This window comes from Acutalibacter intestini (genome assembly GCF_034334985.1).
Classification (GTDB): Bacteria; Bacillota; Clostridia; order Oscillospirales; family Acutalibacteraceae; genus Acutalibacter; species Acutalibacter intestini.
In genome coordinates, this window is record NZ_JAWXXL010000011.1 from 19,788 (window position 1) to 34,160 (window position 14,373).

Here is a 14,373-nt window from a genome sequence, read left to right on the forward strand (position 1 = left end):
GGTTAATCCTCCCACATTGCTTCTCTTACCCAGCGGAACCGCTCCAGCTCAAAAGGCGGCAGAATGGAACAGTCCGCCCCCAGTATCAGCCCCTCCAGGCCGCCCTGCTCCCTGCGGTATTCGGCGGCCAGCCTTCTGGCCTCTTGCTGAATTTCCTCTTTTGTTCCTAAATATAGCAGACTGCCCACCCGGTTGTCAAATCCGCCCAGCACCGAGCGGCTGCCAAAATACGCCTTGCCCTGGGCCAGGCTAAGGCCGTCAATATAGGCGGCCCAGTTTACAGTCCCGGCGGGGTATCCCCGCCAGCGGGACAGCCGGTTTTTATTGCCGTCCCAGGCACAAAAATGCGCTATATTATATTGAGAATACCGGTTGGCTGTTTCCAAAATCTGTAGGTCCGCCGGGCGGACAATTTCATCATATTCTTCATCCGAGAAGCGGGCCTCCTCCGCGCCCTGAAAGCAGACGAACAGCCCCAGGCAGCCGGTCTGGGTTAAAATGCGCTCCTCCACCCGGCAAAGGGTGCTGGTAATCTCCTGTAGAGCCAGCAAAACAGACTTTTTATCTTGACGGAGCAGCTCTGCCAGAACATCGTCGCCAATCTTTCGCAACAGCATAAAGGAGGAAAATAGGTTAAAGTAGGTTACCACCTCATCCTTTAGCAGTTCGCTGGTCCACGCGGCTCTTTCATACAGGTCTTGGCTATACTTTTCCCGGGGGCCGTCCGCCACGGCCTTTACCAGGTCGGATACGGTGCGGATGTTTTGGAATTCAAAAGGAGCCGTAAAACCATCGTACATAATCTTGATAAAGTCCATCCCTGTTTCCTGGTAAAACTTCAGATGATATTGGGCGCTTTCTTTTCCCATAGGCGGCCTGCCGTTTTCGTCCCGAAAATGCCGCCAAAAGCTGACTGGCACATGGTCCACGGGTTCGCCCCGCAAAGCCGCCAGCACTCTTTCCTTTCGGTTCACAATCATTCCTCCTTATAAAAAAAGCCGGCGCCCCCCAAAAATCATTTTCTTTCTTCGTTTAGAGCGCCGGCTTTTTCTATGGCAATACCGCACAATTCTATGTACCGTATTGCGCAGCCAGATTTTTCTTCAGAGTGTACAGATTGAGCGCCGTCCATCTCACCATTGACAAGCGAAAGCTGTGCCCTATCACGGAAAATCTGCAAGCAAGACGGTGCTTAGAATGGTGCGGTGTTGCCCTATATTTTATTGATCCAAAAGCGTATGGTGGCAAAGAGAGCCGGAAGCTTAGCCCTTGCCGTTCATACGGTCAAACGCTTTTTGAGAGACCTCTATATAGGTCTGTAAGCCGATATTGTCCAGTTCCTTTACATATGCGTCCCAGTCGCTGTCAATATTCATGTCGCCTGTGGCAAAGCGCGCCATGGATTCTTTTACATAGGTCTCCAGAGAAGTCTTGATGTCCGCAATCTGGTCCGCCTCATCGGGGTCGTAAATAATCAGGGTGCAGGCCTCTTTAGGAGACTTGTCAATTAGTGTGGCGGTCGACTGGGCTATCATATACTCCGCGTCGGTGGGGTCTCCGTTCCACTGCTGGCCGTCCATCCACTTGCGCAGCATGATGTTGGGGGTCACGTTGCTCCAGTGGGACTTGTGAGAAGAGCCGCCCCACACCAGAATGGCCTTAATCTCACACTCTGCTCCGTAAGCGTCGCCCAGGGCCACGCCCTCTGGGTCGGGCTCCACCCAGTCCACGCCGGGCTCGCCAAAGCGGCTGAACAAGGTGGCCTCTTGGTCAAAGAAGAAGTCCGCCAGCCGGAACATGATATCAGGCTTCTCGCAGTCCTTGGTAATGGCCATAATGGGCGAGGGAACTGTGGGATAATAGGCCGCATACTGCACGCCCTCTGGGCCCACCATAGGATCTAAGGGAGAGTACTCGGCCTTTCTGTCCGTCATGGAAGTGGTGAACAGCTGCCCCATGCCCGCGGTGCAGATAACGCCAATGGTGTTCCGGTCGCCGGCGGTAGCCACAGACTTAAAAGCAGGACCGTCCTGGGTAAAGGTAAGCGGGTCAAACAGGCCTTCCGAGCAAAGGCGGTTCAGGTAGCGCAGCCCCTCGCGCCACTGCTCTTTGTTGTATGGAACATCCAGGGTGCCGCCGCTTACGTTCCAGCGCAGTTCGCCGTCGTCATAGATGAAGGAATTCATCATCCAGTCGGCAGCCATCTGGTGCCAGTTGCCGCCGCCCATCATGCCAATCTCGTCGGCCTGGCCGTTGCCGTTGGGGTCCTGCTCCCGGAAAGCCTTCAGCACCTCATACAGTTCTTCGGTGGTGGTGGGCTTTTCCAGCTTCAGGGCGTCCAGCCAGGTCTGGTTGATATACGCGCGCAGGCTGTGCTCGTTGCTGGTCTGCTCATGGTACTGGGGCAGCGCATACACATGGCCGTCAGGAGATTTAACCAGCTCCATCAAATCCTTGTTCTGGGCCTGGGCCGCCATGTTCTTAATATTGACGCCGTACTGGTCCAGCAGCTCGTCCAGCTGGATAAAGGTGCCATTTTGGGCGTGGCGGTACACGGTTAGCTGCTTGCTGCTGCCAAAGAAGTTTCCGCCGCTAAAGGCATCCGGCAGCTCGGCGCCAGAGGCGATAAGCACCTCCATCTTCTGGTTGGCCTCCGCGCCGGGGTAGATCTCCAGGTTCAGCTTCAGCCCGGTTCTTTCCTCAATATACTTGGTAAAGCTGTTGTCTACATAGTCCTCTACCTGGCCGCTTTTTTCAATGGCCAGATGGATCTCCACCGGTTCGGCGACTATGGGAAGCTCACCTGCTGCGGACATTTTTCCGCCCTCGGTTTCAGATGTAGAGACCTGAGAACTCGTCTGGGAAGCAGAGCTGCTCTCTTCCTTGCTGGATGTGCCGGCAGAGCTTTGACCACCGCCTCCACAGCCGGCCAGGGCCAGGCAAAACGCCAAGGCGGCCGCTGTTACAGAGCATAATCTTTTTTTCATTTTTTTCTTCCTTTCTTTTCCCTTTTTAGCGGCATCCGCCGCATATTCATCAGTAAATAGCAAGATTTACCGATTACCGTGATTAGAAACCTTCTCATCCCTTAATGGAACCGATCATCACGCCCTTGACGAAGAATTTCTTCACGAAGGGGTACATGATCAAAACCGGCGCGCTGGAGACGATGATCAGCGAATATTTCAGCAGGTCCGCCAACCCCTGCTGCTGCTCGGCCAGGGCTGTGTCCACCACCATGCTGGTGTCCATACTGTTCGCCACCAGAATTTCCCGTAAAATTAACTGTAGGGGGAACTTCTCTGGCGAATTCAAATAAAGAAACGCGTTGAAATAATTGTTCCAGTGCCCCACCGCATAGTATAGGGTAATCACCGCCATCACGGGCTTGGCCAGGGGAAGGACCATACTGAAAAAATACCGGGCGTCCGAGCAGCCGTCAATCTGCGAAGCTTCCAGCAGCGCCACTGGAATACCGCTCATTAAAAAGGTCCGGGCAATAATCAGGTTGAACACGTTAATCGCGCCGGGTATCACCAGCGCCCACATGGTGTCAATCATCTTCAGGTCCTTGAGCAGGATATAATCTGGAATCATGCCGCCGTTGAACATCATGGTAAAGGTAAACAGAAACATAATCAGTCCTTTGTGGGGCATATCCGGCCGAGACAGCGGGTAGGCCGCCACCATGGTAAAAATCAGGTTCATGCCTGTGCCCGCCACTGTATAGACAAAGGCGTTTTTATAGCTGTTCCAAATGCTGGGATGCTTAAACACCGCCTTGTAGCCCTCCAGCCCCGGGTCCACCGGCCACAAAAGCACCCTGCCAGAGGTGACCGCCTGGGCGGAAGAAAAGGACGCGGAGACAATGAAAATGAGCGGATACAGAATCAGCAGCAGAAATAAGAATAAAAACACATAGGTGATTCCATAGTAGAGCTTATCGTCTAAGGAGAGCTTTACCTTGTTCTTTCGGTTTTTCATGGAAATCCCCTCCTTTACCACAGGCTGTTTTCGCCGGCCTTACTGGATATGGTGTTAACTGTAACCAAAAGCGCCATGTTGATTACCGAGTTAAACAGCCCTATGGCAGAGGCATAGGAAAAGTCGCTGCCCTGCACAAAGCTGACCTTATACACATAGGTGCTGATAATTTCAGAAGCGCTTAGGTTCAAGTCCGTTTGCATCAAATAGACCTTTTCAAAACCAATGGACATGATATTGCCCGCGTTCATAATCAGCATAATGGTCACTGTGGCCAAAATGGCGGGGAAATCAATGTACATGATCCGGCGGAACCGGCTGGCGCCGTCGATCTGGGCCGCCTCGTGCAGCTCGGGATCCACCCCGGAGAGGGCCGCTGTGTAAATAATGGTGTTCCACCCCACGTTCTGCCATATGCCGGACCACACGTATAGATGGGAAAAGGCCGTTGGGCTGCCGAAAAGGTCCGGGGCCTTCATGCCGAAAAGCCGGAACACCGCCCCCAAAACCCCAATGTGGGGGTTCATCATTTGCATCATCATCCCCACCAAGACCACAATGGAGATAAAATGCGGGATATAGACAATGGTCTCCAGGGTATTGCGCAAGCGCTTCCTGCGCAGGGAATTGAGCATTAGGGCTAAAATAATGGGCAATGGAAACCCGGCCGCCAAGCTGTAAAAGGAATTAATCAGGGTATTTTTCATAACCCGTGGAAACTGATAAGAGGCGAAGAATTTTAAAAAATTATCCCAGCCAACCCAGGGGCTTCCCCAAATTCCGCCATTGGGATTGAACCTTCGAAAGGCGATCTGCGCCCCCAGCATGGGGTAATACTTGAAAACCAGCAGCCAGATCACAGGAATCAGCAAAAACAAATACAGCTGCCAGTGTTTGCGGAAGCTATGCTTTCCGCCTTTTTGTTTTTTTGTGCTTTCCATCACCAAACCTCCTGTTCAAGCTCTTGGAGCAGCCGGTCCGGGTTCAGGGGCTGTAGCTCTTCGGGCAGAAAACGCCCGTCTTTTCGAATGAGTTGTCCGTCAAACCACAGCTCGCCGCCGCCGTCCTCCGCCCGCTGAGAGAGGACAATGTCCCAGTGAATGGCGCTGGGGGAATGGCCAGGGGTAAAGTGCAGGGTGCCCCACATTTTTTCGTCAAAAAGAGGGTCGCCAATGGCGTGGAACACCTTTGGGTGAATGCCCAGAGAAAACTCCCCAATATACCGGGCGTTTTCGTCTGTATCCAAAATCTGGTTCACAGCCTTGTCCAAGCTGGGGCTGCCGCCCCGGGCCTCCACAATTTTTCCATCCTGAAAGCGAAAATAGATCTGAGAAAAAGTGACTCCGTTATAGGTGGTGGGGATATTGTAGGTAATCTCCCCGTTTACGCTGTCTTTCACCGGGCAAGAGGCGCACTCGCCGTCTGGCAGGTTCAGCTTGCCGCAGCCGGTATCATTGGGAAAGGCCGGCTGGCCGCCGCGCTGCCCCTTGATAGAAAAGCGAAGGCAGGTGCCCGGCCCAGCAATCTTCACCTGGTCCGTGTGCTCCAGCAGCTTTTCCAGGGGCCTTGCCCGCTGGGTCATCTTCTCGTAGTTGGTGACGCAGGCTTGAAAATAGTATTCCCGAAAGTGTTCTGTGCTCATATGGCACATCTGCGCCATGCTGGCGTTAGGATATCGAAGTACGCACCACTTGGTGCCCTTCATCCGCCGGGTTTTCACCGGGAGCATGGCCCGGTTGAACAAGGCCATTTTCTCCTGGGGCACATCCTCGTATTCGCAGCTATTGTCCATTTTGCGCACCATCACACAGGCGTCCATGCGCTCCATGCGGGCCAGCTCTATCTGTGCCCAGCGGCGGAAGCTCTCTTCTGTGCCGCCCAGCAGCTGCTGCCTGCGAACCAGGGCGTTTTCCCGGCAGACAAACGGAACGCCCCCCACCGCGTAAGCGGCCCGCACCAGCTCCTGGGTTATATCGTCCGCCTCATCCCAAGTCTCGATTAAAATATTTTCCCCTGGCCGCAAGCTGACAGAGTATTCCACAATCAGCTTGGCCAGCCGCTTCATATTCCCATTTTCCATCCCTGTATGCTCCTTACGATGTTCCTTACAGAATGATTAGTTCCTTAGGGCTTTTCGTCAAATTCTCCACGCCGCTTTCTGTAACCGCCACCATATCCTCAATCCGAACTCCAAATTTTCCAGGCAGATAGATGCCGGGCTCCACTGTAATCACCATATTGGCCTCTAACTTTGTATTGCAGACTGGATTGAACCGGGGGTCCTCATGAATTTCCAGCCCCAGGCTGTGGCCAAGACCATGGCCGAAGTGGTCTGCATAGCCCTGGTCCCGGATATAATTTCTGGCTATTGCGTCCACTTCTTTACATATCTTCCCCGGCGCCACCGCATGAATGGCCCGCTTTTGGGCTTCCAACACAATGTTATAAACCTTTCTCTGCTCTTCCGTCACAGCGCCCACCGCCACGGTGCGGGTCATGTCTGCCGCGTATCCGCCCACCATGGCGCCCACGTCCATCATGATAAAGTCGCCGTACTCCACCCGGCGAAGCTCCGGGTCCCCGTGGGGCAGCGCGGTTCGGTCCCCTGACGTGAAGATCATGTTAAAGGATCTCTTTTCACAGCCCTGCCGGGCCATTTCCTCACCTAAAAACATCATCAGGTCCAGCTCGGAGGCTCCGGGCTGAATCCGGCCCAGCAGAGCCTGAAAGGCCTTGTCCGTAATCTTCTGCGCGGCCCGCAGGCATGCCAGCTCTTGTTCGTCCTTCTGGCTGCGCATTTTTAAAAGCAGCCTGCCAAATTCCCCGGTTTTTTTCAAAACCACTGGGGCAATCTTCTTTTGCAGCTCCTCTGCGGCGTCCACGCTAAGATAATTTGACTCAAAGGCAAGCTCTTTCACTCTCAGTTCCTGTAAAAGCCGGAACAGCTGGCCGCCGTTTTCTTCCAAAAGGACCTGGCAGTTTTGCACCTGTTCCTTTGCTGCCTGTATGTAGCGGGAATCCACCAAAAGAAAGGACTGCCTCTTTGTAATGAATATAGTTCCGGCAGAAGAAGAAAAGCCGGTTAAATAAAAGCGGTTGACCCCAGAAACCACCACCGCGGCCTGACAGGTCATCTCCGCTTGTACACGGGCAATCCGGTCCATGCCCATCCCCCTCCTTATTTACGATATGTACGAAAACCTCTCGCTGTCTTTCAGCTTGTTTCGTGCTTTTTACAATAAAACCATAACACAGCGCCCCGGGTTTTAAAAGGTACAATTACAAAAAGAGAGTACCCTGCTTATGATTTTGCAGGGTACTCTTTCTAAAAAAGGGCACTTTCTATAAACACATTGCATATATTCCACTATTTATTTCGGCTTTCGCTTGGCAAATACCCCCAATAGCGTTTAAAAGCCCTTCGAAACGCGTGGGGGCTGCTGTAGCCACAGCTTTCCGCCACCTGATTGATGGGATTCTTTTCGTCCTTTAGCAGCGAAAGAGCATAGTTCATTCGTATTTTTTCCAGATACTTGGAAAACGTGGTGGCCATCTGCTCTTTAAATAGTCTGGACATATAAATTTCACTGACCGCAAATTCTTCCGAGAGCATGGCCAAATTCATGCTGGGGTCCGCAAAGCGCTGATCCAGGTATTCACAAATGCGCTCCCGCAGCCGGCTGCTTTTATGGTCCCGCAAACCGGCAATCAGCCCGCACAGCTCATGAAAGCGGCCGCGAACTCTTAAAAGGTCCATGTCTGTGCAGCCTAAATCATGCTGAAAGAAAAAGGGCCGCAGTTTTTCTGAAGAAACCCCCAGTTCATTGACGCTGGAGAGGACTTTTGCGTACGTTCCGGTCAGTTCTTCAATCAAACCCTGCATCATCATGGGGGTCAGCTTGCGGATCTCCACATTTTCCCGCTCCAGCTCTTCAAACACATTCTCTACCGCGCTCCAGTTGCCGCTCATCATAACGCGCATGAGTTTTATCTCTATCTCTGTTGGAAAATAGTAGAAGGTGGTCTGGGCCTGGTAAGAGTCGTAGGTCAATAGTACTTCGTCATCCTCCACGTGCACACTGGCCAGCAGCCTTTTCGCCTGCGCAAAGGAGATAAACGTGTCCGCCAAAAAGACGTATGGGATGCCAATGGCCGCCTGCATTCGGATCCCATAATTTTTCATCTGATCCATGACAGAACGACAGATCTTTCGAATCCAGGCTTCCTGCTCAAAGGAATCCAGCCCCAGAATCACAGTAACCCGCCGCTCCTCGTTGGCGTAGATAATGGAGTTTTTCCCCGCATAGCGGCGGACTAGGCTTTCCAATGTCATCTGAATCGCCGAAACCCCCTCCCTGTCATCTTCCAAGGTTCCAAAATTTGTGACCTGCAGCACAGCCACACAGTAACAATTCCCGCTTAGATGAATCTGTAGGTCCGCCAGCTGCCCTTCCAAATCTGTATAGTCCGTAATGGTTCCACTTAGCAGCCGCTCCACAAAGCCGGCCTGCATCAGGGGGATTCTCCGCTCCAGCTCCTGGTTCAAAGCGTTTCTGTCCTCCAGCAGCTTTGCCATCTGGTTCTGAATAAAGACATATACGTTTTCTTTTCCCGTGAAGGAATCTTCCTGGGCGGCGGAAAGGCTGGTAACAATATTAGAGATCGGGCGGCTATTCCGCCGCGCAAACCAAACGCAAAGTCCCGCGGCAATCAGAAACGCCAGCAAAATCAGAGAAATATTCATTAGCAGGTTCTCATACCAGCCCTTTAAAACCGCGCTTTCCGAGGCCAGGCATTCATAGGTTTTTCCAGAGCCCGAGGTTTTCGAAAGAGAAAAGCATTTATCCTGGGCCGCCCCCATAATCAAAGGAATTTTTCCCTCCTTCTGCCTGGGAAGCCCAATGCTGAATTCCAAAATCTCGCCGCTATTCACCACAAGGTTTTGCAGGCGGTTTTCAGAAACATAAATAAACACCTGCCCAGCGTCCTCCATACTAAACTTGGTGGTGGCCAAAGGCTGGGAATATAGAATCACACTCTGTTCGTCCGACCCCACCCGCACCCGCTCCAGGCTGACCCGCCCAGAATTGCCCTGGGAGGACAAAATCCCCTCCAGCCAGTTTTGGTACGTCCCCTGCTCTACTCCATAACGAACGCGGTGAAAAAACTCTGTGCTGGAAATAATTCCATCGCTTCCAATAATCTTCTCCTGCTCTGGCAGCACCACATAGATTGCGTCGGCAAAACTGTTTAGGTAGGCTTGGTTTTGAATCTTCTGCATCAGCTTATAGAACGAGTAATAGCCGGCCTCGGGGTCGTTCTGAATCTTCAGAAGATTTTCATCGCTAGAGATATTTTGTATTAAATTGGAAAATTCTGTAAACCGGTCCTCAATATTGTTCACACTCTGCTCCATGGTCAGCTCTAAAACAGAAAAGGCCTCCTTCTGTTTCTGGGTTAAATTCTGTATACTAACCCCCAGCATAGCCAGCAGCAAAACTAAAAGTATCAGCACATAGGACAAAGCAAAATGCAAAAAGATATTTTTCTTCCATCTGGCAAACATAGTCCACCCTCCAGCTTGTGTCTTGCCTGTTCTTGCAGCCGGCCGCCGCCTCTTTGCCCCGCGCCGCACACATGGAGTCTATTTAGCAATTATACCACACTGTTCCTTCGAATTTCAAGACAGTCGTATGCCTGGGCGTGTCCAAACGTGGAACAGAGAAAGTTTCGTCCACCTTTTCAAAGGTGGTAGGGTTCTTAGGGACAACGTCCCTAAGCCGCCGGAGGCCATTTGCTACTCCATAGCAAAATATCCCAGACGCGCCCGTATGCCTTGCTCCACTTACCCTGCCCGGAATATTGGGAGCCTGTTCACACAAATCATCGCACTCCTCTTGTATCAATAAGCTCTCACGGCCATTGCCCTGGAAAACTTGGGAATGAATCCACACAAAAAGGCCCTGTCCGCAAAAAAGCATAGACAGGGCCTTACATCTATCCGCTCATTCTTTCGTCTCCGCCAGGGCCCGGCGCAGGGCCTTTCGACAGCGGTCCTCGCTAACAGCCACCAGCTCGTCCCCAGCATGCAGCACCGTGGAGCCATTGGGAATGGTCAGCTCGCCGGCACGTATAACAGAAATAACCAGCGCCCCCCTGGGGATGTCCACATCCTTTAGGGCCATACCCTCCCAGGCGGTATTATGGGGCAGCGTCATGGAGACAATCTCCCCCTTACCCTGCTCCAGGCTGGCGATGAGGTGCATATGGGCAATATCCGCCTCTTGCTCAATAAGCTGCACCACAATCTCTGTGCTGCTCACCACATCTGGGATTCCCAAAGCCCGAAACATCTCGGCGTTGCGGGGGTCGTTGACCCGGGCGATCACTTTCTTGGTGCCAAAATGCCCCTGGGCCAGCTGGGCTGCCACCAGGTTGTCTTGGTCCACGCCGGTCACGGCCATCAGGCAGCCGGCGTTTTTGGCCCCCGCCGCCTCTAGAACAGAGACGTTGGTGCCATCTCCTGGAAAAATAGCGGCGTCCAGGTCGTCGGCCAGTTCCGTGCAGCGGGCAGGATCTTTCTCAATCAGACAGACCTCATGCCGCCGCTCCAGCAGTACCCGGGCCAGGCTGCGGCCCGCCTTGCCGCCGCCCACAATGATCATGCGCATGACAAACAAGCGCCTCCTTGTACTCCTTCATTTTATAAGCTGTTTAAAGCTCGTTTTAAAACCGGGAAAACCATCCGTTTGCCCTGCCAAGGCCATTTTCCACGTAAACCGCCGGAAAACCGGGCAGGCTTTGCGGTCTTTCCCCGCCCTCGACTCTATCTGCCCAAATACCCGGCACCGCCCCGGCGAAAAAACAGGCTCTAGTCGATTTTCCGGCTGTACACCACCTGGTCTCCCTCTTCCAGAAAGATATGCCCCGCCGTCTCTTTCAGCACAAAGCGGCCGTCGGCCCGGACCACCCCGAACACCCCCTGGCCGGGCAGGTCAATTTCCGCCGTAGTACGGCCGAACAGGCGCTTTTCCACCGGGCGGGCCTCCAGGGCCACCGTGGCAGCCCCAAAGGTCACCTGGCGGCTCTGCCAGGGGCTTACCAGGCAAGAAACCAACTTTTCCCCAGCCATATTCGTGGGACACACCGTGCGCAGGCCGATATTCTCAAAAATGTCCTCCCGCTCCGGGTCAGAGATCCGCGTGGCCACCCGCTCCACCTGAAATACCTTTTTGGCAATCTGCCCCACGGCAATGTTCAAGTTGTCGTCCGCCGTGGTCACCGCCACCGCGTCGCAGCTCTCAATGCCCGCCCGGCGCAGCACGTTTAAATCCATGGGAAAGCCCACAAAGGTCACCCCGGTAAAGTCCGGGTCCAGCAGGGCCAGGTTGGCGGGGTTTTCATCCACCAGCACCACCTCGTGGCCCAGGCGGTCCAGCTGCTGGGCGGTCTCCCGGCCCAAAAGGCCCCCGCCAATGATTAGCACGTTCATGGCCTGCCTGCGCCCCCTTACTCGGCGTCCTGGTTATCCGCCGGCTGGGCGGAGGACGCGGAAGCGGTGGACCCGCCGCTTTCCGGCGAACTGCCGTTCTCGCCGCTGGAATCGGGGTCCGGGGTAGGGGTGGCCTGGGCCACTGCCCCGGCCTTCAGCTGGTTATACTGCTCCATGGTCACGTCCACCACCTGGGCGTAGTCTGCGAAAACATAGGCCGGCGAGCCCTGGTAGGAGACCTGGTACCAGCCGTTCTGGGGCGTTTCAATAAGCAGGGCCAGCTTGTCGCCCTCTGCCACCTCGGCCAAAATCTCCGCGTCGGTAGAGCCGCTTTTACGCACGTTTACCACATCGCCTGTAATCTTCACGGCCTTGGCGGCAGGGACCGGGGTGGGGCTGGGGGTGACAAAGCTGGAAGAGGAGCTAAGCCCGCTGGAATTCATGCTGCTCTCTTCCTCATTTCCGCCGCAGGCGGCCAAAGAGCAGGCCAGCATACAACCGGCCAGCAGCGTGACAAATCCCCGGCGGATATATATAACATTAGAAATGTTTTTTCGTTTCTCCAGTTTGCTGTTCTCGTCTTTCATTTTTCACATTCCCTTCTTCATTATTTTATTGTTAACTATTGCTTCTATCTATAGTAAAAACTTCTCATTTTCCGGCGGAAAAACCGCGGTCCGCCATGTAAGAATATTCTATCATAATTTGCGGAAAATTCCAACGCTTTTTTTCAATTTCTGTACGTTTCTCTATAAAAAGAAAAATTCCCCTCTTTTGACAAATCCCCTTGATTCTCCGGCCTTTCCGTGCTATAATACTAAAGCCAAAACACACGCCGGTTATTTTCGCATCTGGTCCGGGCCGTTTTTTTAGGTATGGTCTCTTTATACTCCTAAAGAAGTCCCTTAGCGGCCCTTTGGTCGCACCCGGTTGACCCGAAAAAAATTCCGGCGGAGGAAAAAACCAGGAGGTAATATCAAATGGCAGTAGTATCCATGAAACAGCTGCTGGAGGCCGGCGTCCACTTTGGACACCAAACCCGCCGCTGGAATCCCAAAATGGCCCCTTACATCTTTACCGAGCGCAACGGAATTTATATCATCGACTTGCAGAAAACCGTGCGCAAGCTGGAAGAGGCCTATAATTTTATCCGCGATCTTTCCGCCGAAGGGAAAAACATCCTGTTTGTGGGCACCAAGAAGCAGGCCCAGGAATCTGTGCGGGAAGAGGCCGTTCGGGCCGGCGCTTACTATGTAAACGCCCGCTGGCTGGGCGGCATGCTTACCAACTTCTCCACCATTCGCACCCGCATCCAGCGCCTGGCCCAGCTGCGCAAGATGGAAGAGGACGGCACCTTTGACCTGCTGCCCAAAAAAGAGGTCACCAAGCTTCAGCTGGAGATTGAGAAGCTGGAAAAATACCTGGGCGGCATTAAAGAGATGAAAGGCTACCCTGGCGCGCTGTTCATTGTGGACCCCCGCAAGGAGCGGATTGCCGTCTCCGAAGCCCGTAAGCTGGGGATTCCCATTGTGGCCATTGTAGACACCAACTGCGACCCGGACGAGATTGACTATGTGATCCCCGGCAACGACGACGCGATCCGCGCCGTGAAACTGATTGCCAGCGCTATGGCTGACGCCGTCATTGAGGGCCGCGAAGGCCAGATGGGCGCCGCCGCCCGGGAAGAGGCGCCCGAAGCCGAGGCCGAGGAAGCCCCCGCCGAAGAGTAAAACTAAAGAAAAACCCGCGGTTGACTGGCGGAGGCGAAGCCGCTGACCAGAGCAAAAGTTTTCGGCAAGCTTTTTGAAAAAAAGCTTGCTGGATTGCGGGGCTTGGAGCGGCGCTCCAAGGTCTTGCCGCAGGGCATTGCCCGAAGGCCCTCCATTATTCAAAGAACAACCCCCATCAACCGCGTCTTAACGTAATAAAACCACAACCACTATAAAGGGGAGTATAGCATATGAATTTTACCGCTAAAGACGTAGCCAGTCTCCGCGAAAAGACCGGCTGCGGCATGATGGACTGCAAAAAAGCCCTCACCGAGGCCGACGGCAACATGGAAAAGGCCGTAGACCTGCTGCGGGAGAAGGGCCTGGCCGCTTCTGTGAAAAAGGCCGGCCGCATCGCCGCCGAGGGCGTGGCTTTTGCCCAGACCGCTGGCGACATTGCCGTGGCCATTGAGGTAAACGCCGAAACCGACTTTGTGGCAAAAAACGCAGAGTTCCAGGCTTTTGTTAAGACTTGCGCCGACACGGTGGTGGAGCAGAACCCCGCCGACGTAGAGGCCCTGTTGGCCTGCAAGGCCGCGGGCAGCGACATGACTGTGGACGCCCTCTTGAAGGACAAGATCCTCACCATTGGCGAGAACATCAAGGTCCGGCGCTTCGCCCGCTATGAGGGTCCTGTTACCGCCTATGTCCACGCCGGGGGCCGTATCGGCGTAATTGTAAAGTTTGACACAGACGCCGCCATTGCGGGCACCGAGGGCTTTAAAACCTACGCCCATAACGTGGCCATGCAGATTGCCGCTCTGAATCCCGAGTACCTGGACGAGGCTTCTGTACCCGCCGAGCGGGTGGAGAAGGAGAAAGCGATTCTCACCCAGCAGATCGTGGACGAGGGCAAGCCCGCCAATATTGCCGAGAAAATCGTTACCGGCCGCTTGGGCAAGTTCTTCAAAGAAATCTGCCTGGTGGATCAGGCCTATGTGCAGGACAGCAGCATGAGCGTGAAGCAGTACACGGAACATGTTGCCAAAGAGCTGGGCGGCAACATTAAGATTGCGGCGTTCACCCGTTTTGAGAAGGGCGAGGGCCTGGAAAAGAGAGAGGATAACTTTGCCGAGGAAATAGCCAGCATGGTAAAGTAATCCGCAAGAATACACGTAACTTTAGGGA

At 53.8% G+C, this 14,373-nt stretch carries 12 protein-coding genes; 2 read left to right on the forward strand and 10 right to left on the reverse strand.

The features are described 5' to 3' along the window. Window positions 1-2 precede the first annotated feature (2 nt). The 10 genes from U8U68_RS10035 to U8U68_RS10080 all read right to left on the reverse strand — a co-directional run bounded on the left by U8U68_RS10035 (window position 3) and on the right by U8U68_RS10080 (window position 12,063). Window positions 3-974, reverse strand: coding sequence for a uroporphyrinogen decarboxylase family protein (locus U8U68_RS10035; RefSeq protein ID WP_322200677.1), 972 nt, complete (start codon window positions 972-974; stop codon window positions 3-5). 288 nt (window positions 975-1,262) lie between these two features. Beyond that, window positions 1,263-2,987 (reverse strand): extracellular solute-binding protein, encoded by a 1,725-nt coding sequence (locus tag U8U68_RS10040; RefSeq protein ID WP_322200678.1) that lies wholly within the window; start codon window positions 2,985-2,987, stop codon window positions 1,263-1,265. 94 nt (window positions 2,988-3,081) lie between these two features. Beyond that, complete coding sequence (locus tag U8U68_RS10045) at window positions 3,082-3,984, reverse strand: carbohydrate ABC transporter permease (RefSeq protein ID WP_322200679.1); 903 nt, start codon at window positions 3,982-3,984, stop codon at window positions 3,082-3,084. 14 nt (window positions 3,985-3,998) lie between these two features. After that, window positions 3,999-4,925 (reverse strand): ABC transporter permease, encoded by a 927-nt coding sequence (locus U8U68_RS10050; protein WP_322200680.1) that lies wholly within the window; start codon window positions 4,923-4,925, stop codon window positions 3,999-4,001. Further along, entirely contained in the window at window positions 4,925-6,064 is a 1,140-nt protein-coding gene (locus U8U68_RS10055) for an aminopeptidase (protein WP_322200681.1), read from the reverse strand. Before U8U68_RS10055 ends, U8U68_RS10050 begins: the two co-directional genes overlap by 1 nt. Window positions 6,065-6,089: 25 nt before the next feature. After that, window positions 6,090-7,148 (reverse strand): M24 family metallopeptidase, encoded by a 1,059-nt coding sequence (locus U8U68_RS10060; protein WP_322200682.1) that lies wholly within the window; start codon window positions 7,146-7,148, stop codon window positions 6,090-6,092. 203 nt (window positions 7,149-7,351) lie between these two features. Next, window positions 7,352-9,550 (reverse strand): helix-turn-helix domain-containing protein, encoded by a 2,199-nt coding sequence (locus U8U68_RS10065; protein ID WP_322200683.1) that lies wholly within the window; start codon window positions 9,548-9,550, stop codon window positions 7,352-7,354. A gap of 439 nt (window positions 9,551-9,989) precedes the next feature. Next, on the reverse strand, window positions 9,990-10,655 hold the full coding sequence (locus U8U68_RS10070; protein WP_322200684.1) for a potassium channel family protein: 666 nt from the start codon (window positions 10,653-10,655) through the stop codon (window positions 9,990-9,992). A 200-nt stretch (window positions 10,656-10,855) separates the two neighbouring features. Next, the gene (locus tag U8U68_RS10075; RefSeq protein ID WP_322200685.1) at window positions 10,856-11,476 is read right to left on the reverse strand and encodes a potassium channel family protein; all 621 of its coding nucleotides are present in this window, start codon (window positions 11,474-11,476) and stop codon (window positions 10,856-10,858) included. A 17-nt stretch (window positions 11,477-11,493) separates the two neighbouring features. Continuing rightward, window positions 11,494-12,063, reverse strand: a complete 570-nt coding sequence (locus tag U8U68_RS10080) for an SH3 domain-containing protein (RefSeq protein ID WP_322200686.1) — start codon at window positions 12,061-12,063, stop codon at window positions 11,494-11,496. Window positions 12,064-12,456: 393 nt separating this feature from the next. On the opposite strand from U8U68_RS10080, the gene rpsB reads away from it, so the two are divergent. Continuing rightward, on the forward strand, window positions 12,457-13,206 hold the full coding sequence (rpsB, locus tag U8U68_RS10085; protein ID WP_322200687.1) for a 30S ribosomal protein S2: 750 nt from the start codon (window positions 12,457-12,459) through the stop codon (window positions 13,204-13,206). Between the two features lie 230 nt (window positions 13,207-13,436). Then, window positions 13,437-14,345, forward strand: a complete 909-nt coding sequence (gene tsf / locus U8U68_RS10090; protein ID WP_322200688.1) for a translation elongation factor Ts — start codon at window positions 13,437-13,439, stop codon at window positions 14,343-14,345. Window positions 14,346-14,373: the final 28 nt, after the last annotated feature.